A 19,842-nucleotide genomic window follows, 5' to 3' on the forward strand; every position below is an offset into this window, starting at 1 on the left:
CTCCGCTATCGGGGCGTCAGGTCGGTCGGCCTGGCGTCTTTTCGTGCGGTCCCGGCCAGTCGGGGGCGGGATGAAAGGTTTCCCCCGTCGCCCTCCTCCCCCCGACCCCTTAGCCTGGGCCGCATGGACACTCCGCGTGACGTACTGGCGCAGACGCAGGCCCGCTTCCTCGGACGGGACCACGAGCGGGCGGATACCCGCGAGCGCCTGAACGTGGGCGGCCCCCTTGCTGCCGACTCCGAGGCCCGCGCCCTGACCCGCCTCACCCGCCTCGGCGTGCCCCTGCCCGACGCGCGCTCGCTCGCCGAGGGCCACGAGGACGGGCGGAGCATCGCGGCCCGGATGCCGGAGGACACCCGGCTCGGCCTGGAGCGGCTGCTGGGGAGGAATGACCTGCTCGGCGTCGCCTACCTCGACCTCGCCCGAAGCGCGGCGCGGGCGGTGGGGCGCGTCGTGCTGCGTGGCGCGTCGGGGCGGACGGTGGGCTACGGCACGGGCTGGCTATGCGGCCCCCATACCCTCCTGACCAACCAGCATGTGCTGGAGGATGCACAGGACGCGCGCACGGCGGTCGTCGAGTTCGACTACGAGTTGCGCGCGGACGGCACCCCATCCCGTTCTGTGACCCTCAGCCTTGACCCCGACACGCTCTTCCTGACCTCGGAGGCGCTGGATTACGCGCTCGTCGCCGTGCAGGGCGACACTTCCCCCTTCGGGTGGCTGCCGCTGATCGGCACGACGGGCAAGGTGCTCGTGGGCGAGGCGCTGAGCATCGTCCAGCACCCCGGCGGTGAGCCGAAGCAGGTCGCGCTGCGCGAGAACCGGCTGGTCGATCTGCTGCCCGACTTCCTGCACTACGAGACGGACACGGCACCGGGATCGAGCGGCAGCCCCGTCTTCAACGACGCGTGGGAGGTCGTGGCCCTGCACCACAGCGGCGTTCCCCGCACCGACGGTCAGGGCCGGACCCTGCGCCGCGACGGCCAGCCCGCCCGGCCCGGCGACCCCGACACGGTGATCGACTGGATCGCCAACGAGGGCGTGCGCGTCAGCCGCATCGTGGAGGACTTGCGGACCCGCCCGGACGCGGTGGGCAATCCCCTCGTCGCCGGGGTGCTGGCCGCCAACCGCCCGCCCGTGGTCGGTGCCCCGTCCGTCCAGCCCAGCCCCTCCTCCCCGACCGAGGCCGCCCGCGTGCTGGACCTCGGCACCCTGACCCCCGGCGCGGACGGCGCGGTGAGCCTGCCCGTGACCCTGCGGCTGCGCGTAGGCGGCGAGGCGAAGCAGCCCACGCCCCCAACCCCCGCGCCCGGCGACCGCCCCTACCTCGACCCGCAGGACGACGAGCGCGCGGCGGCCTACTACGCCGACCTTCCAACCGGCACCCCCCAGGCCCGCTTCCTCGCCCTCTCGGAACTCGTGACGCGGACGCACACGCGCAAACCGGGCTATGACCCGTCGGACGAGGTGTACCCCTGGGTGGACCTCTGGCCCGACGGACGGCTGCGGAGCCTCTACAGCGGACGCGAGCACGCGCCGGACGAGTTCATCGCCGCCGACCGCGCCGCGCGGGAGCGCCGCCTGACGCTAGCCGCCCGCGAGGGGCTGGGGGCGGACACGCTGGAGGACGCCTTCCCGTACAACTGCGAACACGTCGTTCCCCAGTCGTGGTTCGGCAAGCGCGAGCCGATGCGCGGCGACCTCCACCATCTCTTCGCCTGCGAACCTGACTGCAACTCCTTCCGGGGCAACACGCCCTACTTCGACTTCCCCGACTACGGCGAGGCCCTGCGGAGCGACTGCGGCAGGCGTGAACCCGGCGAGTTCGAACCTGCCCACGGCAAGGGGGCCGCCGCCCGCGCGACCCTCTACTTCCTGCTGCGGTATCCCGGCGTGGTGCGTCAATACGGCGAACGCCACCTCCAGACCCTTCTCGCGTGGCACACGGGCAACCCGCCCGGCGACTGGGAGCGTCACCGCAACGCCGCCATTTTCGAGCAGCAGGGCAACCGCAACCCGTTGATCGACCGCCCGGAGTGGGGCGCGGAGGTGGATTTCACGGAGGGGCTGGGGCGGTAGGGCGTTGAGCTACCTTCACCCCCCGTTCTGAACGGCCTTCGGCTGCGGACGGGAACGCTACCCTGCCCCCATGACCCAGCCCCCTGCCTCCTCCCGCACCGACAAGGGCGTGCGCGGCTTCGACCTCGACCTGCACGTGACCTTCACCCGGCCCCTGCCCCGCGAGGAGGCGCTGGCCGCCTTGCGCGCCGCCGAGGGCTTCACTGTGGACCTGTACGCGCCCCACGGCGACCCGGCGGGGCCGGTGCCCTCCGCGCGGCTGATGGGTCCCCTGCGCGACCCGGAGGCGGTGCGCGCCCTGCTTGCCGCGTGGCTCGGGGGCGAGGCCCGCAGCATCGAGGTGGGCCTCCACGGTTTCCTGCGCTCCACGACGGGCGCGACCGAGTGGATGCCGTGGCGGAGAAACGCCGTGTTGCCGCGTGCCGCTGTGGACCGCGTGGCCTTCGAGGAGGGCGTGAAGTACGTGCTGGAGTGAGTGTCTTTAAACTCTCGTGTTTTGCTGGAAGCTGGCGGCTGGCCGCTCCCCTGCTACGCGCTCAGCGGCAGCACGAAGGCGCGGGCCTTCATCTGTTCGTCCTCACGGGGACGCAGCACGAGAACGCTCACGCTGGCGTCGGGGCGCAGCAGGTAGGGAAGCCAGGTGTGGAAGAGGGTGTGGACCGCCCGCCGCGCCTGCTCGTCGGCGTCGGCCTGAACGAGGTCTCGCAGCACGAGGACGGCCTCGTCCTCCCCGGCGCTCAGCCACACGTCCACCACGCCCACACGGTCCACGCCCCGGTGGTCGCGGTATTCGAAGTGGTGGGCACGCCTGAGTTGCTGCATTCCTCTCACTCCTCCAGTGGCAAAAGACCCGCCTCGGTCCGTCCCCGGCCTCGGCACCGCTGAGCTTTCGCGCTGGGCACAGCCTAGAGGCCCGCCCAGTGTCCTTTGTCCCACCTCCCCCGTCGGGGGGTGCGGCGTGCCAAACTCAAGGAAAGCTCAAGCGTTACCCTGCGGCATGGCCGCCATCGTCATCACTTACACCGACGGCAAGACCTTCCGGCTGGAGGGCGTCACGAACGCCGACGCCACCGCCTCCCGCGCCGCCTTCGAGGGGCCGGGCAACGCGCTGAACGTGGCCTTCCGCGAGAACGGGCAAAGCCGCGTGGCCCGCATCCCCAAGACGATGATCCGGTCGTTCGAGACGGAGCTGGACTCCGGAAGCTGACGGAGGACAGCTGTGGTCCATGAGTCGCCAGTCGCCAGCTTCCAGTCGCCAGAGAGCCTCTTTTGTCTTCTGATGTCTTCTGACGTTTTTCACTTTCCCCAGTGGCAGAACATTCACAGCCCGCGACTCCGGGCCGCCGCTCACGGTGTCGCCGCCGCCCGCCTTCCTACAATGCCCGGCGTGACGCGCGACGGGGCCAGTGCCAGCAGTGGGGTCAACGAGATGTTGCTGGAGTTCCAGGGGTACGTCCTCGCGTACCGCCTGCGTGCCGCCGTGGGGGGCCGGGTCGCGCCGCCCGGCGAGCCGCTGACCCTGGCCGAGTACGCGGCCCGGCGCATGGAGCGGCAGGACCTCGCGCGGGGGCTGGTGCGCCAGGGCCTCCACCCCCTGCGGATGCGGCGGCTCGACGCCCTCTCCGACGAGCTGATGTTCGGCTTCTGGCTCAACCCCTCCGAGGTCGCCGCCTTCCTGCGCGGGGCTATCCGGCAGGGAAGTCACCCCGCCCTCGGCGACCCGGACGCCTTCGCCGCCCTGCTGACGCCCGCCGAGCGCGAGCGGTTGGGGGAGACGGGCGTGCGGCTCGTGTGCGCCCACCACCTCACCTGCCTGACGCTGGCCGCGCCCATGCTCGACCCCGACGCGCTCGCGGGCGTGTGGAAGCGGGTGGAGGCAACCACGCCGCCCCTCTTCGTGGACGAACTCGCCGCCGCCGGACGGGTGTAGGGTGAGCGTCTTTGAGGGCCTGCTGCGCGCCCTCGTTCCCCGCTCCTGCCCCGGCTGTGACGCCCAGCTCGGGCGGGAGGCGGGACTGTGCGCCGGGTGCCGCGCCCGCCTCGTGCCCCGCGTGGAGGCGTACTCGCCGCTGTGGGCGCGGCCCGAGGGGCACCTCGTCACGCTGGGGCCGTACCGGGGCGTGACCCGGCGGGCCGTGCGGGCGCTGAAGTTCGGCGGGGCGCGCGACCTCGCGGGGGCGCTCGGCGGGGCGCTGGCGGCGGGCGTTCCGGCGGAGTGGGACGTGCGCGCGGTCGTGCCCGTGCCCCTGCATCCCAGCCGCGAGCGCGAGCGGGGGTTCAATCAGGCCGCGCTCCTCGCCGGGGTGGTCGCCTCCGCTCTGGCTGTCCCGAGCGTGCCCGCCCTGCGCCGCACCCGCGCGACCGAGCAGCAGGCCCTCAAACGGGCGGGCGAGCGCGGGGCCAACCTCGCCGGGGCCTTCGCCGCCGACGCCCGCCGCCTGCCGTCCGGTCCGGTCCTTTTAATTGACGACGTGATGACAACTGGAAGCACGCTGCTCGCCTGCCGGGATGCGCTGCACGCGGCGGGGGTGCGGGAGGTGCGGTTCGCGGTGGTGGCGCGCTGACGTTCCTGCCCGGATGGCTGACTCAGCCGGGGGCGACCCCTCCACCCCTTCGGGGCACCTCCCCTCAAAGGGAGGCAAAACAAAGGCTCCCCTTGAGGGAAGCTGTCAGCGAAGCTGACTGAGGGGTCGCCCACCGCATCACCGCCCAACGCCTGCCCAATATCTCCCCTCCAGCGCAACGCTTCCCTCATCGCCGTGCGCTACGGTGCGGGGTATGAAGTTTCCCCTCGCCCTCGCCGCTGCCCTCCTGCTGGGAGGCGCAGGTGCCCAGACGCTCGTGCCCTTCAAGGACCCCAAGTTGCCCTTCACCGTCAGTCTGCCCAAAGGGTGGCTCGGTGCCAACTTCGGCGACGGCGCGGGCGGCGTGAGCGTCGTCTCCGCGAAGACCCAGCCCGCCACCCTGATCCGGTTGCTGTTCAGCCCGAAGAACGGCAAGACGGGTGACGTGAACGCCGAGTTCGCCGGGTTCGAGTCGGGCGTGAAGGGCACGGGCGGCACGCTGAAGCAGATCAGCAGCCGTCCCGCCCGCTACGGCGGCGTGGGCGGCGTGGAGCGCGAGTACGCCCTGACGCACCCGCAGGGCAGCCTGCGCCTCCGCATCTGGTTCGGCAATGGGGCGAAGAACCTCTATTCCTTCCAGGTGACGGACACGCCCGCCCGGTTCGCGGCGAGCAACGCGCTGTTCAGCAAGGTGCTGGCGAGCGTCCGGTTCTGATGCGAGGGGGAGTTGAGCGGCCCGGTTTCTAGGTGCCTGAGCCTGTTCGTCGGCTTCCCCCGTGGGAGAGGGCCGGGGTGAGGGGGCGTGTGACCACCTCCGCCGCCCACCCCTTACCCTGAGCCATGCGCCGCCACCTGACCGCCCTGCTGGCCCTGCTCGCGCTCGCCCCGGTCGCCGAGGCGGGCAATCGGCCCGACGTGCGGCGCGTCGCCTTCTCGCCGAACAGCACGCGGGCGCTCGTCGTCACGGGCGGCGTACAGGACGGCAGCGGCTTCAGCGCGGCGGCCCTGACGGTGGTGGACACGGGGACAGGCCGGACCGTGCGAGCAGTGGCGGAGGTGTCGCAGACGGGGACGGTAGCCGGGGTCGTCGCCTCGCTGCTGAGGCGGGAACGTAGTCTCCTCGCCCGAAGTGGGCTGACACCGGGGCGAACCTCGCGGCCCGTCTATGCCCGCCGTTTCCCCGTCCTCGCGCCCGTCTGGACGGAAGGGGTGGCGGCGGGGGCGAGTGCGACCGTCCCCGTCCGCCTGTGGACGCGCCCCGTGCCCGTGCGCCTGAGCGTGCGTCCCCTGCCGTCCTCCTGCCCCTACCCTGACCTGCTGCCGGAGGGGGAGCGGCCCGCCGGGTTCACCCTCGTCGTGGGCGGGCAGGTCGTCCATGCCGACCGGGTGTTGCCCGCGTCCAGGCAGTGCGCGACCCGCTACGCGCTGGAGCGGGTGGACGTGCGGGGCAACCGCGCCGTGTTTGTGCTGCGTGCCTATACCGTGGGCTTCGAGGGACCGAACGCGGAGCCGCTGGTGGTGGCGGCGACGCTACGGTGAAGGTCGCCAGTTGCCAGACACCAGTCGCCCGAAAGACACCGGAGAAGACGGGGTTTTCTGCTCTGATGAGGAAATTGAGGCGCTGCTGGCTCACCGTCCCTCAACGCCGATAAACACGTCCTCTTTTCCCTGTCCCCACCCCGCCCCGGACGCTCCATTCCCCCCTCTGGGTGCCCTGCTAGAATGCGCCGCGTGTACACGAACCGCCGCGCGCACTACGAATATGAGCTGCTTGACCGCTTCGAGGCGGGCATCAGCCTGACGGGGAGCGAGGTCAAGAGTATCCGGGCGGGCGGCGTGGACTTCCGGGACGCCTTCGCGCGCATTGCGAACGGCAACGTGGAGCTGGAGGGGCTGTATATTCCGACCTACACGGAGGCGACGTACAACAACCACGAGCCGCGCCGCACCCGCCGCCTGCTGATGCACCGCGAGGAGATCGGCAAGCTGCGCCGGGCGCTGGATCAAAAGGGCCTGACGCTGGTGCCCACCCGCCTGTACCCGAAGGGCCGCGTGTTCAAGGTCGAACTCGCCCTCGCGCGGGGCAAGCAGCTCCACGACAAGCGCCGCGCCGAGGCCGAGAAGACCATGCGCCGGGAACTGCGGGAGCTATGAGGAGGGGTGCGGGAAGGGGACGGGGAGCGCACATGCTCAGGCCGCTGCTGCTCTCGGCGGCGCTCCTCGGCGCGGGGCTGGCGGGGGCACAGATCACCCTGGGTCGCCTGAATCTCGCGGGCGCGTCGGTGCAGAGCATCACCCTGTACGGGGCGGACTACGCGAGCGCGGAGGTGCTGGGCGGCGTGGTGCGGGTTACGCGCGACCTCCCCGAGGTGCCCGTCACGCTGGAGGGGACGGAGCCGACCGCCACAGAACCCGCCGGGCCGGGGGTCGCCCGCGTGGAGGCGTTCGGGCACACGCTGCTGCTGCCCATCGACGAGGACCAGCAGCGGGCCACGACGGACTTCAACACCGTGCAGCTCGACGCGGTGCGGGTGCGGGCGCGCACGGCGACCCTCGTGAACGGCACCCTCTACCTGCCGCTCGACACGCTGGCGCGTGGGCTGGGGGCAACCTACGAGGCGGGGGTGTTCAAGGTGCGGCCCGCCCTCCTCTACGGGGTGAGCAGCCGCGCGGGGGCGGACAGCGACCGGCTGGTGCTCGACCTCAGCCGCGACGCGACCGTGACCGACGAGCTGCGCGGCACGACCGTCACCGTCACCCTGCGCGGGGTGCGGGGCCAGGCGCGGCGCTACACCACGCGCGGTGCCTTCGTGCCACGGGCGGAGGTGGCCCGCCGGGGCGACGACCTCACCCTGAGCTTCACCCTCCCGCAGGGAAGCGGCTACCGGGTCTACCGGGTGGTGCGGACGGGCGGGGCGCGGCTCGTCGTGGACGCCGGGCCGGGCGTGCCGCGCACCGTGCCCGCGCTCGTGGACCGCATCACCCGGCCCCTGATCGTGCTGGACCCCGCCCGCGTGACCGGGCTGGGCCGCGACGTGACGCTCGACGTGGCCCGCCGCGCCGCCGAGCTGCTCAGCCAGGCGGGGTGGCAGGTCAAGGTGACGCGCGACACCGGGACCGCCCTCGGCATCAACCAGAAGCTCGCCCTCGCCCGGCGCAGCGACGTGTACCTCGCGCTCGACCTGGGCCGCTTTCCCGGTGCCAAGCGCGGCGGCGTCACCGTGTACGAGCCGACGGGCCGCGCCACCAACCAGTACGTGAACGCCGTGCGGGGCGGTGCCCAGCCCCCCTATGCCAACCTCGCGGTGGCGGGGGCGGGCGGCACCCGGCGGCTGTCCGAACTCCTGCGCGGTGAATTGCGCGGCGGCGGGCTGGGCACCGCGCAGCAGCAGAACGTGACGCGCGTGCTCACGCTCGGCGAGGCCCCGCAGGCCGCCCTGCTGCTGGAGATGGGCTGGGCGGGCAACGCCGAGGACCGCGCGAAGCTGGAGGTGGACGCCCGCCTCCAGGCGATGTCCGTCGCCGTCGCGCGCTCGGTCGCCACCTACCTCACGGCGCGGGCCTCCAACGCCGGGCAGGCCCCCACCTCCCAGGCCGGGGCGAGGCCGTGAGGCGGCTGTTTTCCCTGTTCAACGTGGTGAGCGCCGCGCTGCTCGCCGCCGCCGCCTTCGCCTACCAGGAGGTGCAGCGTCCCCCGGAGACGCCCCGTGCCCCGGCCCTCGAACTCGCCGAGCGGCGGGGCGTGCAAGTCAGGGTCTACTTCACCGACGCGCAGGTGCAGACCCTCAAGCCCGAGTCGCGCACCGTGCAGGTCGTGCAGGAGAACCCCAGCGCGGTCTCGCAGGCCGCCCTGAACGTCTGGGCGCAGGGACCGACCGCCTCCGGCTCGCTCCCCGTCGTCCCGAAGGGCACCCCCGCCCCCCGCGTCTACCTGCGCGGTGCCCACTACTACGTCAACCTCCCCGACGCCTATCTCCGCCTCAAGTACGGCACGAGCGGCGAGCGGATGCTCCTGTGCACCCTCACCCGCACCCTGCTGGAGGCGCGCGGCCAGGACGTGACCTTCCTCGTGGGCGGACAGAACGTGGACACGCTCGGGCGGCTGGACCTGCGCGAGCCGTACACGCGGCAGGACTGCGCGGATGGGTGAGGGCCGACGGGTGAGGGGAGGTCGAGGGGTCTAGAGGTCGAGCCGTCGAGAGGGGCGGACACCGTTCTGACCTCTCGACTCCTCGACTCCTCGACCCCCCGCCGTCCCCCCATGCTCCACAGCATCACCCTTCAGGGCTTCAAGAGCTTCGCCGACCGCACCCGATTGGAGTTCGGGCCGGGCGTGTCCGCCGTCATCGGGCCGAACGGCAGCGGCAAGAGCAACGTGGTGGAGGCGATCCGCTGGGCTACCCACGGGGCGCGGGCGCGCGAGTTGCGGGCCGGGCGCGGCACGGAGCTGATCTTCCACGGCAGCGGCGGCAAGGCCCCGGTCGGGCTGGCGGAGGTGGAGCTGGAGCTGCGAACCCAGGGGGGCCGGGTCAACGTCGCGCGCCGCGTCTACCGCGACGGCACGGGCGAGCAGGACCTCAACGGTCGGCCCGTCCGCGCCCGCGACGTGCAATCGGCGCTGCGGGGCACCGGGCTGGGGCCGGGCGGCCTCGCCGTGATCGGGCAGGGCGAGGTGAGCGGCGTCGTGGGGGCGGAGGGGCGCACGCTGCTGGGCTACGTGCAGGAGGCCGCCGGGCTGTCGCGCGCCGTCTCGGCCCGGCAGGAGACGGAGGCGCGGTTGCGCGAGGCGGACGGCCACTTGGAGGGATTGCGCCTCGTGTGGGCCGAACGTGCCGCCGGGGTGGAGCGGCTGGCCCGCGCCGCCGAGGCCGCCCGTCTCCACCGGGCGTTGACCGCCCGCGTCCTGACGTTGGAAGACGCGCTGAGACGCGAACGGCAGTCCACGCTGAGCCGTGAACTCACTCAGGCCCGCGCCGAGGCCGCCGCGCTCGACGCCCGCAGCGCCGCCCTCGCCGTGACGGTGCAGGCCGCCGCCGCGCGGGTGGAGGTCGCCCGTGACGCGGTGGGGGAGGCCCGCGCCCGCCGGGACGCCTTCACCGGGGCGCTCGATGCTCTGCGCGCCGCGAGAGACGCCCACGCGCAGGCCGAGCGGTACGACGCCCATCTCCGAACCGAGGCCGAGCGGCTGCGTGCCGAACTCGCCGCCCTTCCCCAGCATCCGCCGGAGGGGGACGCGCCCGACCTCCCCGCGCTGGAGGCCGCCGTCACCACCGCCCGCCGCGAGGCCGAGGCCGCCGAGCGCCGCGCCCGCACGCTGGACACCGACCTTACCCGTGCCCGCGCCGCCGCCGCCCGTGTGGCCGAAGCTGCCGCGCGGGCCGATGCCAGTCGCGAGACGCTGGGGGCCGAGCTGGAGCGGGCCGAGGGGAATCTGGAGTCTGCGTTGGAAGGGCTGGCCGCCGCCCGCGAACGGCTAGAGGGGGCGACCCACGCCCGCGCACACGCCGAGGAGGAGTACGCCGCGCTTGCCCGCCGCCGCTCGGAGGCCCAGGCCCACGAGCGTCATCTCACCTCCGAGCTTGCCCGCCTGAGCGCCAGCGTCGCCCCCCTGCGCCGGGAGCGCGAGCGTCTGGAGGGGTCGCTCAACTCCTACGCCCGCTACGGCGAGGGGGCGCGCAACGCCCTGCGGCTGGACCACCCCGGCATCGTCGGTTCGGTCGCCGACCTCCTCAGCGTGCCCGCCGAGTACGAGACCGCCGTGACCGCCGCGCTGGGCCGCCGCCTGGAGCAGATCGTCGTGGGGACGGGCGAGGATGCGCGGGGGATCATCGACGAACTCAAGCGGGTTGGCGGGCGGGCGACCTTCCTCCCCCTTGACCTGATTCGCGCTCGCCCTCGCCGTGACGGTGCCCTGCTCCGCGAGGCGGGCGTGATCGGCAACCTCGCCGACCTGTGCCCGACCGACCCGCCGCTCGTGGGGGAGGCGATTCTGGCCGATACCCTCGTCGTGGAGGACCTGCGCGCCGCGAACCGTCTCGCTCGCACGCATCCGAATCGTCCGCGCCTCGTCACGCTGGAGGGCGAGTTGCTGGAGGCGGGCGGCGCGATCACGGGCGGACGCCTGCGCGACGCGGGCTTCAGCGTCCTCGCCGACCAGCGCCGGTTTCAGGAAATAGACCTGGAGTTGGAGGAAACGGACCGGCAGACCGTCCGCCTGACTGCCGAACTGGAGAGGGTGCGGGCCACGCTCAGCGGCGACGCGGAGATTCACGACGCTCTTCTCGCCGCCCGCGAACGCGCCGCCCGTGAGGAACGCGAGGCCGAGCGCCGGGTCACGGAGTTGGAGGCGCAGGCCCGCAGTCTGGGGACGCACCGCGACCGCCTGCTCGCCCGCGTGAGCGCCGAAACGCCCACTCCTCCCCCTGCTGAGGAGGCTGCCGATCCCGCCAACCTCGAAGCCGCCCTCCTCGAAGCCCGCGCGCAGGCTGAGAATGACCGCGCCCGTGAGCGGGAGGCGTTGGAAACGTTTGCCCTGGGCCGCGAGTTGGACGCCGCGTGGCGCACCTTTCGCACCGCCCGCGCCCGCGCCGCCGATCTGGGGGAGCGCCTGAACGCAAACGCCGAGGCCACCCAAGCACAGGACGCCCACCTCACAGGTGCCGCCGCCGAGGTGGGGAGGCGGGAGGCGGCCCTGGGCACCCTGGACGAGGGGGAACTCGCCCGCGCGGAGGGGGAGCGCGACGCCGCCGCGCAGGCCTACACCTCCGTCATCGGGGAGCAGAACAAGACGCGTGCCCGGCTGGAGGACCTGCGCCTGCTGATCGCCCGCCGCGAGGGCAGCCTCGAACCCCTCCCCGACGGCTGCTCGCCTCCCGGCACGCCCCGCGAGTGGACGGCGGAACTGGGCCGCGCCCGCGCCGACCTGGACAGCCTCGGCCCCGTGAACGCCCGCGCCGAGGCCGACCATGCCGCCGAAAATGCCGAGCTAGAACGTCTGAACGCTGAATTGAACGATGCCGAGGGGGCCGCCGCCGAACTCCGCGCCCACCTCGCCGAGTTGGAGGTGGCCGAGGGTCTCGCCACCCGCGCGGCCTTCGGGCGGGTGAACGCCGCCTTCCGCGAGTATTCCGCCGAACTCCTCGGCGGGCAGGGCGAACTGGAACCCGACCACGACGAGGCCGGACGCCTGACGGGCCTGCGCCTCGCCGTGCAGCCGAAGGGCAAGCGCACCCGCTCCATGAGCCTGCTGTCCGCCGGGGAGCGGACGATGGCGGGCCTGGGCTTCCTCTTCGCCCTCAACCACGCGGGCGGCGACGGCGGTGCTGCCGGGGAGGGGGCCGGGGGTCTCCCCCTCGCCGTGCTGGACGAGGTGGACGCCCCGCTGGACGAGGCGAACATCCGCCGTTTCACCGCCTTTCTGGACCGCTTCTCGGCGCGCGGCGCTCAGTTCCTCCTCGTCACCCACCAGAAGGCGACGATGGAGGTCGCGCACGCGCTCTGGGGCGTCACGACTGACCAGACGGGCGCGAGCCGCGTCCTGAGTATCCGGCAGGCGGAGGAGGCCCCCGCGCGGTAAGAGACGGCCCGTTACGTTCCCGTAATCCTCCGGTTCCACCATGAGGTGACGAACCGGGAGACGTTGATCCACAGGTCCCCGGCGTCTCAAGGAGTCCGAAGATGCGACTTCACCGAGGCTTGCTGACCTTTGCCGGTGTGTTCATGGGGGTGGCGGCGCTCCTCGCGGTGGGCCTGCGGGTCCGGCCCGCGCCCTTCCCCGCCGTCACCGGGAACACCGTCCCTCCCCGGACGGTGCCGCTTCCCGCCGGGCTGCCGCCGCCCGTGGAGCGGTATTTTCGCGTGACCTACGGCGAGCGGGTTCCCGTCGTCCACTCCGCCGTGATCAGCGGGCGGGCGTGGCTGCGGCCCGTGCCGGGTGGGCCGACCCTGCCGGGCCGTTTCCGCTTCATCCACGAGGCCGGGCGCAACTACCGCCACTACATCGAGGTGACGCTGTTCGGCTGGCCGGTGATGCGGGTCCACGAGGTCTATCTGGACGGGCACAGCCGCATGGAAACGCCCCTGGGGTCAAATGTGGACGCCCCGAAGGTCGAACAGGCCGCCAACCTCGCGCTGTGGGCCGAGGCGATCTGGATGCCCGCCGTCTTCCTCACGGATGCCCGCGTGCGCTGGGAGGCCGTCACCGACGACACGGCCCGGCTCGTCGTGCCCTTCGGCGGGGACGAGGAGCGATTCACGGTGCGTTTCGATCCCCAGAGTGGCCGCCCGCAAACGCTGGAGGCGTTGCGTTACAAGGCGGCGGACAGCCCCACCAAGACGCGCTGGTTGAACGACGTGCTGGCCTGGGGCGACTTCGGCGGCACGACCCTGCCCCGCGTGGCGTCCGTCACCTGGGCCGACGACGGGCGACCCTGGGCCACCTTCACAGTCGAGGACGTGGTGAACAACGTGGACGTGCGGTCGTCCTTGAGGGGACGCGGGCCGTGACGAGTGCGGGACGCTGAGGCCCCGGAACGGTCGCCCCCACGTCCACTCGCCTGCTCACCCGCTTATGCTGTTGATTCCGCCCCCACCCGCTTGATCAGCCGACCAGGTATGGTAAGCGGAACACCAGCACCCAGAGGAGGTTTCCCATGATGGAAGACACCACCCCACTCGGAAAGTCCGTCGAGGAGGTCGAGCGCGAGAGCGGCAACCTCGACTCCAGCCGCACCGCCGACAGCGAGCCGGGAACGCAGGGGAGCGTGATCATCCCGCCCACGGGGTTAGGCGGAGCCGGCGGGACGGCCACGGGCACCGGCATGGGCGTCCCGGTAATGCCGACGGTGGACCGCAGCGGGCAGGCGAACGGGAGGGACGAGGACGGGGAGGGCTGATCGGGCGGCAGGAGCTTCACCTGTGATCTCAACCGCCCCGCCAACGCCGCTCAATCTCCAACGCCTGACGTAAGAGGGCCTGCCCGATAGCTCCCGATCCCCACGACAGAACGCGCCCGTACTCCTCCGGCGAGACCGCCCGCCGATGCCTCTTCTCGAAGAGAGGCGAGAAGGAGTTCAGGCGGACGCGTACCCAAAAACGCAGTTGAAAGTAGGGCTGAGGCGTCAGTCCCTCCACCTTTTGCGCCCCCATCAACTCGCAGTTCAGCACGTCGGCGCACGCCTCCTCGGCGACCTCGCGCCGTAGCGTCTCCTCCCACATCTCGCCGTCCTCGGGCTTGCCGCCGGGCAGGCTCCAGTCGTGGCCGTCCCCCGACACGAGGACGATCAGGCCCTCCCCGGTCAGACACACTCCGCTGACCTGTGTCACGGTCTCACCTGAGCCGGGCCAGTATTCCGGCAGCCACGTCATCAGGGCGGACCTTCCCTCCCAACTCGTCCGCTCGGTGACGCGCACGCCCTACCCGTCCAGGCGCTGCACGCTGCTTCCGGCGGCGCTCTTGGTGACGAGGAGGCGGCTGGGCAACCTCTCGGAGAGGCTCTCGACGTGGGTGATGACGCCGACCATGCGGCCCTGCGTCCGCAGGTTCTCCAGCACGTTCGCCACGGCCTCCAGCGCCTGCGGGTCGAGGGTGCCGAAGCCCTCGTCGAGGAAGAGCGCCCCCAGAATCCGGTTGCCCGCGAGGTAGTCGCTCAGGGCGATGGCGAGGCTGAGGCTGGCGAGGAAGGTCTCACCGCCCGATAAGGTCTTGACCGCCCGCGTCTCGCCCGCGTTCCACAGGTCCTGCACGACGTACTCGCCGTCCTCCAGCGCGAGGCGGTAGCGCCCGTCGCTGATCTCAAACAGGAGCGCCCCCGCGCCCGTGAGCACCCGCGCCTCGACCTCCGCGAGGAGGTACTGCGGGAACTCGTTGGCCCGCAGCGTGTTCGAGAGGGTCTGCCAGGTGTCGAGCCGCGCGGCGACCTCCCCCGCCTCCGCCTCGATCTCGGCCTTGCGCCTCAGCCGCTCGCGCAGACCGCGCTCCTGCTCGGCGAGGCTCCCGGCCCGCTCGTGGGCATTTGTCAGGGCGCTGGTCGTGGCGGTCAGGTCGCGGTCGGCCTGACGGAGGTGGGCCGGGTCGAAGGGTTCGACCCCGAGTTGCCGCCCCAGTTCGGCGAGCCGGGCGCGCAGTTGCTCCACCTGCGCCCCGTGGGTGCGCGCGGCCCCCTCCAGCGCGGCGATATCGGCCTCCGGCAGCCCGGCGGCGCGGGCCTGATCGGCGCTCAGCCCCAGGGAGGAGAGGGCGGTGCTCAGGGCGCTCCCCGTCTCCTCCGCCTCGCGGGCGCGTGCCCCGGCGGCGTGGCGGGCGGAGGTCAGCGTGGCCTGCGCCGCCGCGTGGGCGCTGTGCGCTCGGGCCTGCGCCGCCTGCGCCTCGCTCAGGCGGGTGCGGAGGGTCTTGACCTCGGCCAGCAGGCGCTGACGCTCCCGCGCGGGGTCCGTGCCTGCCGCGCGCACCCGCCCCGCCAGCCCGGCGAGTAGCCGCAGGGCGAGGTCGTGCGGGTCGCCCGTGATGTTGGCCTCCAGTTGGCGCAGGTCGGCGTCACGTTGTTTGAGGGCCTCCTCCCAGTCGGCGACCTCGGCCCGCTTGGCCTCGATGGCCTTTTTGCGGGCGGCGAGTTCGGCCTTGAGTTCGAGGTAGCGGGTGCGGCGGTCGGTCAGCGTGCGGTCGAGCGCCCCCACACGCCCCTCCAGCGCCTCCAGGTTCACGGTGGGAGCCTCCGGCAACGTCCGCACCGTCCCCTCACACAGCGGGCAGGGTTCCCCGAGGTGGAGGTGTGCCCGGTACGCCGAGAGTCCCGCCTCGCGCCGGGCGGCCTCCAGCTCGGCGGTCGCGGCGTCGAGGTCCGCCTTCGCGGCCTTGCCCTCGCGCTCCACCCGGCCCCATTCGAGCGTCTGGTCCGCCTGGAGGTGTTCGTCGGCGGCGAGGCGGGCTTTTTGCGCGCTCAGCCCCGTCTTCTCGGTCTCCAGTTGCACGCGCTCGCGGCGCAGGGTGTCGAGCTTGCCCGCCGCCTCGCGCGCCGTCTGGTGCGCGTCCTCGTCCCAGGGCAGGGGGGAGGTGTGGGTGGTCTGCACCGTGCCGCCCGCCCGCCTCAGCCGGGCCGCGTCCGCCTCAGCTTCACGTAGTGCGTCCGCGCGGGCCTCCAGTTCGGGGATGCGGGCCTCCGCCTCCTGCGCCGCTCTCAGGGCGAGGTCCGCCGCCCCCACCGCGCGCCGGGCCGCCGCCTCCTGCCCCGCCGCCCGCTCCAGCTCGCCCGCCTCCCGTTCCGCCGCGATGCGCGCCCGCTCCGCCGCGTCGAGCAGGGGAAGGACGCCCGCCACCCGCCGCGCCCGCTCGGCCCGCCGCTCCCCCTCGCGCACGCCCTCCGACCGGGCCTCCAACGTGCTCAGGCGACGCTGGGTGTCCTCGCGGGCGGTCCACACGCCCTCCAGCGCCCGCAGTCGGTTCACCTGCCCCTGAAGCCGCTCCTGCGTCTCGCGCAGGCGCTCGGTCTCGGCGTCCAGCGCCTCGCGCTCGGCGCGCAGGGTCCGGGCCGCCTCGGGGGTCACGCCCGCGTATTCGCCCGCCAGCAGCGCGTGGAGGCTGGTCGAGCGGTGCTTGAGGTCCTTCGCCCGCTCGCCCGCGAAGCCCTGCATGGCCCGCACGTGGTCGAGGCCCATCAGCTCGCCGAGGAGGGCCTGCCGCTCCTTGCCCGTGCCGCGCAGGAAACCGTCGAACTTGCCCTGCGGCAGCAGCACGCTCCTTGCAAAGGTGTGGAAGTCCAGCCCCACCACCCGCCGGATGCGGTCGTTGACCCCCTTCGCGCCCCCGTCGTTCAGGCCCACCCAGCGCCCCTCGTCCCGGCGCTCCAGCCGCACCTCGTTCTCGGCCTGCCTGCGCCCCTTGCTGCGCGCCACCCGGTAGGTCTCGCCGCCCGCCTCGAAGGTCAGGCTGACGCTCAGGCCCCGCTCCCCCTGCTTGGAGATCAAGGCGTCCATCCCGCGCTCCCCCAGCCGGGGCGTACTTCCGTACAGCGCGAAGGTCATCGCGTCCAGCAGCGCACTCTTCCCGCTCCCCGTCGGCCCCACGATGGCGAACAGCTCCAGGTCGGAGAAGTCCACCTCCGTGTGTTGCGGGTAGGACATGAAGCTCTGGAGTTCGAGCTTGAGGGGCCTCATGGGCGCGCCTCCGGCGTGGGTCTAACCGTCAAAAGGTCTGACCGTCTAACGGAAGGGGCGGCCCCGGCGGTTCGACCGTTCGACGGTTCGACCGTTAGACCACGAGCGAAGCGAGTCACGCCTCCACCTCCTCCCCCCGCGCCGCCTCGTCGGCCTCGCGGAAGGCGGCGCGCAGGTCGTCGGGGAGTTCGCCCCGGCGCTCGCGGTGGAAGCGTTCGTAGAGCTGGGCGAGACTCAGGCCCTCGCGTTTCAGGTGGGGGAGGGCGAGGTCGTCCTGCACGGCCTCCAGCTCCACGGCGAGCGTATTCGGCACCATCCGCAGTACCCGGTCCTTGAGGCCCGGCATCGCGGTGCCGGAGGGGGCACGCACGACGACCCTCACCAGGCCGGAGAAGTCGGCCAGTTTCGAGAGCCGCGCGTCCACGTGCTCCAGGTCCACCCGCACGGTCCGCAGCTCGCGCCCGCTCGCCAGCGGGAGGGGCGTCACGCGGGCGGGGCGTCCGGTCTCCACCTCCACGAGGTTGACCCGCTTCTTCTCGCCGCCCTCGCCGAAGTCGAGCTGGATGACGGAGCCGGGGTAGTGGGCGAGCGGCGTCTCGGACGCGGCCTGCGGTTTGTGGACGTGCCCGAGGGCGACATACTGCGCCTCCGCCGGGAGTTGCAGCGGCGAGAGGGTGTAGGCGTTCATCAGGTCGAACTGCATCGTCCGCTCCGAGCCGCTGGGCACCGCGCCGTCCATCGTGGCGTGGAGCATGAGCATGTTCACCGTGCCGGGCTTGAATCCCCCCGCGAGGCGGCGCAGGAAAAAGCTCATGCCCTCCCGGTACTTCTGCCGCCACGCGCCCACGTCGCCGCCCATCAGGTCCGCCGCCTTCACCAGCCGCCGCTCGGAGAGGAAGGGCAGCGCCGCCACCGTCAGCGTCTCGCCCCCGCGCGTCTCCACCGTGCGGATCATGTCGAGCGGATTGGCGGTCGGCTGGGCGACGAGCTGCACGCCCACCCACCCCAGCAGCCCCGCCAGCCCGTGCAGCCGCGCGGCGGAGTCGTGGTTGCCCGCGATGACGACCGCCGGAATCCGGGCGTCGCGCAGGCGCAGGAAGAAGTCGAAGACCGCCCCCTCCGCCTCCGCCGACGGGTTCACCGTGTCGAACACGTCGCCGGAGACGAGCACCGCGTCCGCCCGCTCGCTGCGGGCCAGCCCCGCGATTTCCGTCAGGGCGGCGTGGACCTCCGGCGTCCGGTCCAGCCCCTTGAGATTCCGCCCGGCGTGGAAATCCGCCGTGTGAAGTACGCGCATGACGGAAAAAATAGCACGGGGACGCAGTTTGAAAGCCGCCGTGGGTGGGATTGGGGCGGCTGGGGCGAGGCTCGCCGGGGGCAGTTGCCGGGGGAGAAGAGAGGGGCGACGGGGGGATGGAGCGCGTCGGAATCGTTCTTTCTCAAGCGGTCGAGTCGAGAAGGCGGTCCCCTGTGCTCAGGCCCAGGCCGAACTTCTGAAAGCGAGGGGCGTTTGACAGAGAAGGCGATACAGATTATGCTGGAGACGTAATTGAAACTGACCTCACGCTCACCCGAAGGAGCCACCCCATGTCCACTCCCCTGTACCGCCACGGCGATGTTTTCCTGCGCGCGACCCTGCCGCCGACCGGACCGCTCCAGCCCACCGGGCATCTCGTTCTGGCCCACGGCGAGGTGACGGGCCACGCGCACCGCATCGCGGAGACGCACGCGGCGCAACTCTACGAGGCGGGCGGCCCCAACCGCTACCTGCACGTCACCGCCGCGCACGCCACGCTGACGCACGAGGAGCACGCGCCCATCCGTCTTCCGGGCGGGTGGTACCGGGTCTGGCGGCAGCGCGAGTACACGCCCGGCAGCGTCCGCGTGGTGCTCGACTGATGTTCCGGGTGGGAAGCGGCGGGCGCATGATCTCGGTGCCGCATCGGGAGCGGGAGACGCAGGCACAGCCCGCCCCTTCGCCCGTTCCACCGTCCGGCGCGGTGCCCACCGTCATCCCCGAACAGGCCCGGACGCTGCTGCGGCGCGGCCCGGTTCCCTCCGCCCTCCACGTCTCCGGCCCCCTGAATCTCAGCGGGTCGGCGTGGCTGCGCGCCCTGCCCGAATGGCTGCGCTGCACGTCCCTGAACGTGGACGACTGCCCGAACCTCAGCGCCCTGCCGACCGACCTGCAAGCGGACTCGCTGAGCGCGCGGAATACGCCGTCCCTGCATGAGGTGGACGGACGCCTGAGCGTGCGGGACGGCGTGGACCTGAGCGGAAGCGGCCTGCGGACCCTGAGCGCCGAGTTGCGTGCCGCGCGGCTGAGCGTGCGCGACTGCCGCTCCCTGACGCGGCTGGAGGGGCAGGTCAGCGTCGGCGGATTGGACGTGAGCGGGTGTGCCGTGCTGACGACGCTGGGGGCCGACCTCCACCTCACCGGCCCGCTCGAACTTGCGGACAGCGGCCTGACGGGCCTGCCCACCGGTCTGCGGGCGAGCCTGCGCTGGCGCGGCGTGCCCGTGGATGCCCGCATCGCCTTCCGCCCCGACACCCTGACGGGCCGCGAGGTCCTGCTCACCCGCAACGTGCAGCGCCGCCGGGTTCTCCTCGACCGCATCGGCGTGGAGCGGTTTCTCGCCGAGGTCGGCGGACTCATCCTCGACCGGGACCGGGACGCGGGCGGCGAGCGCCAGCTCGTGCGGGTGCCCCTGGGCGACGACGAGCCGCTCGTGGCCGTCCTCGTGCGCTGCCCCTCGACCGGGGGTCGGTATGCCCTGCGTGTGCCGCCGCACATCCGCACCTGCGCTGGGGCGGTGGCGTGGACGGCGGGGCTGGAGCCGGAGGACTACCGGCCCATGCGGGAGGCGTGAGAGGACGCGTGCGGCATCACCCCTCACCCGGCGTCCCCCGTAAACGCCTGATGTGTCATGGAAAGCCAGCGTTTCAGAAGTGCTTTTTGCTTTTTTGCTCCCTCTCCCCTTGCGGGTGACTCGTAGAGCTGCGAAGTAGAGGGTCGGGGAAGGGGGTGACGAGCACCGCTCGTCCTCCT

Annotated in this window: 19 protein-coding genes; 15 read left to right on the forward strand and 4 right to left on the reverse strand. The window is 72.6% G+C overall.

Annotated elements, in window-relative coordinates; genetic code table 11:
• The first annotated feature begins 123 nt into the window (after positions 1 to 123).
• Both V3W47_RS12370 and V3W47_RS12375 read left to right on the forward strand, forming a co-directional pair.
• Entirely contained in the window at positions 124 to 2,079 is a 1,956-nt protein-coding gene (locus V3W47_RS12370) for a trypsin-like peptidase domain-containing protein (protein WP_331825525.1), read from the forward strand.
• Between the two features lie 70 nt (positions 2,080 to 2,149).
• Complete coding sequence (locus V3W47_RS12375) at positions 2,150 to 2,554, forward strand: hypothetical protein (RefSeq protein ID WP_331825526.1); 405 nt, start codon at positions 2,150 to 2,152, stop codon at positions 2,552 to 2,554.
• A 53-nt stretch (positions 2,555 to 2,607) separates the two neighbouring features.
• Here the strand turns inward: V3W47_RS12375 and V3W47_RS12380 are convergent, their stop codons facing one another.
• A complete protein-coding gene (locus tag V3W47_RS12380) occupies positions 2,608 to 2,901 on the reverse strand; it encodes a hypothetical protein (protein WP_331825527.1) in 294 nt (97 codons plus the stop codon).
• A gap of 175 nt (positions 2,902 to 3,076) precedes the next feature.
• Here V3W47_RS12380 and V3W47_RS12385 point away from each other — a divergent pair, with 175 nt between their 5' ends.
• The 11 genes from V3W47_RS12385 to V3W47_RS12435 all read left to right on the forward strand — a co-directional run bounded on the left by V3W47_RS12385 (position 3,077) and on the right by V3W47_RS12435 (position 13,537).
• The gene (locus V3W47_RS12385) at positions 3,077 to 3,286 is read left to right on the forward strand and encodes a hypothetical protein (RefSeq protein ID WP_331825528.1); all 210 of its coding nucleotides are present in this window, start codon (positions 3,077 to 3,079) and stop codon (positions 3,284 to 3,286) included.
• A gap of 180 nt (positions 3,287 to 3,466) precedes the next feature.
• The gene (locus V3W47_RS12390; protein WP_331825529.1) at positions 3,467 to 4,009 is read left to right on the forward strand and encodes a hypothetical protein; all 543 of its coding nucleotides are present in this window, start codon (positions 3,467 to 3,469) and stop codon (positions 4,007 to 4,009) included.
• A gap of 1 nt (position 4,010) precedes the next feature.
• On the forward strand, positions 4,011 to 4,643 hold the full coding sequence (locus V3W47_RS12395; RefSeq protein ID WP_331825530.1) for a ComF family protein: 633 nt from the start codon (positions 4,011 to 4,013) through the stop codon (positions 4,641 to 4,643).
• A gap of 214 nt (positions 4,644 to 4,857) precedes the next feature.
• Positions 4,858 to 5,358 carry a hypothetical protein gene (locus V3W47_RS12400; protein ID WP_331825531.1) on the forward strand — a complete coding sequence of 167 codons (501 nt, stop codon included), beginning with the start codon at positions 4,858 to 4,860 and terminating at the stop codon, positions 5,356 to 5,358.
• 125 nt (positions 5,359 to 5,483) lie between these two features.
• A complete protein-coding gene (locus V3W47_RS12405; protein WP_331825532.1) occupies positions 5,484 to 6,182 on the forward strand; it encodes a DUF2259 domain-containing protein in 699 nt (232 codons plus the stop codon).
• Between the two features lie 183 nt (positions 6,183 to 6,365).
• Positions 6,366 to 6,797, forward strand: coding sequence for an SsrA-binding protein SmpB (gene smpB, locus V3W47_RS12410; RefSeq protein ID WP_331825533.1), 432 nt, complete (start codon positions 6,366 to 6,368; stop codon positions 6,795 to 6,797).
• A gap of 32 nt (positions 6,798 to 6,829) precedes the next feature.
• A complete protein-coding gene (locus V3W47_RS12415; protein ID WP_331825534.1) occupies positions 6,830 to 8,254 on the forward strand; it encodes an N-acetylmuramoyl-L-alanine amidase in 1,425 nt (474 codons plus the stop codon).
• Positions 8,251 to 8,793 carry a GerMN domain-containing protein gene (locus tag V3W47_RS12420; RefSeq protein ID WP_331825535.1) on the forward strand — a complete coding sequence of 181 codons (543 nt, stop codon included), beginning with the start codon at positions 8,251 to 8,253 and terminating at the stop codon, positions 8,791 to 8,793. The genes V3W47_RS12415 and V3W47_RS12420 overlap by 4 nt, the downstream gene beginning before the upstream one ends.
• A 111-nt stretch (positions 8,794 to 8,904) precedes the next feature.
• Positions 8,905 to 12,219, forward strand: a complete 3,315-nt coding sequence (locus tag V3W47_RS12425) for an SMC hinge domain-related protein (RefSeq protein WP_331825536.1) — start codon at positions 8,905 to 8,907, stop codon at positions 12,217 to 12,219.
• Positions 12,220 to 12,320: 101 nt separating this feature from the next.
• The gene (locus tag V3W47_RS12430) at positions 12,321 to 13,148 is read left to right on the forward strand and encodes a DUF6544 family protein (protein ID WP_331825537.1); all 828 of its coding nucleotides are present in this window, start codon (positions 12,321 to 12,323) and stop codon (positions 13,146 to 13,148) included.
• A 146-nt stretch (positions 13,149 to 13,294) separates the two neighbouring features.
• Positions 13,295 to 13,537 (forward strand): hypothetical protein, encoded by a 243-nt coding sequence (locus V3W47_RS12435; protein WP_331825538.1) that lies wholly within the window; start codon positions 13,295 to 13,297, stop codon positions 13,535 to 13,537.
• A gap of 28 nt (positions 13,538 to 13,565) precedes the next feature.
• Here V3W47_RS12435 and V3W47_RS12440 read toward each other — a convergent pair whose 3' ends face one another.
• The 3 genes from V3W47_RS12440 to V3W47_RS12450 form a co-directional block, all read right to left on the reverse strand.
• Complete coding sequence (locus tag V3W47_RS12440) at positions 13,566 to 14,009, reverse strand: NUDIX hydrolase (protein ID WP_331825539.1); 444 nt, start codon at positions 14,007 to 14,009, stop codon at positions 13,566 to 13,568.
• Positions 14,010 to 14,057: 48 nt separating this feature from the next.
• Positions 14,058 to 16,793, reverse strand: coding sequence for an AAA family ATPase (locus V3W47_RS12445; protein WP_331825540.1), 2,736 nt, complete (start codon positions 16,791 to 16,793; stop codon positions 14,058 to 14,060).
• Positions 16,794 to 16,908: 115 nt separating this feature from the next.
• On the reverse strand, positions 16,909 to 18,090 hold the full coding sequence (locus V3W47_RS12450; RefSeq protein WP_331825541.1) for an exonuclease subunit SbcD: 1,182 nt from the start codon (positions 18,088 to 18,090) through the stop codon (positions 16,909 to 16,911).
• A 290-nt stretch (positions 18,091 to 18,380) separates the two neighbouring features.
• Between V3W47_RS12450 and V3W47_RS12455 the strand changes: the two genes are divergently transcribed.
• Together V3W47_RS12455 and V3W47_RS12460 are read left to right on the forward strand one after the other, a co-directional pair.
• The gene (locus tag V3W47_RS12455; protein ID WP_331825542.1) at positions 18,381 to 18,692 is read left to right on the forward strand and encodes a DUF8820 family protein; all 312 of its coding nucleotides are present in this window, start codon (positions 18,381 to 18,383) and stop codon (positions 18,690 to 18,692) included.
• Positions 18,692 to 19,663 carry a DUF6745 domain-containing protein gene (locus V3W47_RS12460; RefSeq protein WP_331825543.1) on the forward strand — a complete coding sequence of 324 codons (972 nt, stop codon included), beginning with the start codon at positions 18,692 to 18,694 and terminating at the stop codon, positions 19,661 to 19,663. Before V3W47_RS12455 ends, V3W47_RS12460 begins: the two co-directional genes overlap by 1 nt.
• Positions 19,664 to 19,842: the final 179 nt, after the last annotated feature.

This window comes from Deinococcus sp. YIM 134068 (assembly GCF_036543075.1).
Lineage (GTDB): Bacteria > Deinococcota > Deinococci > Deinococcales > Deinococcaceae > Deinococcus > Deinococcus lichenicola.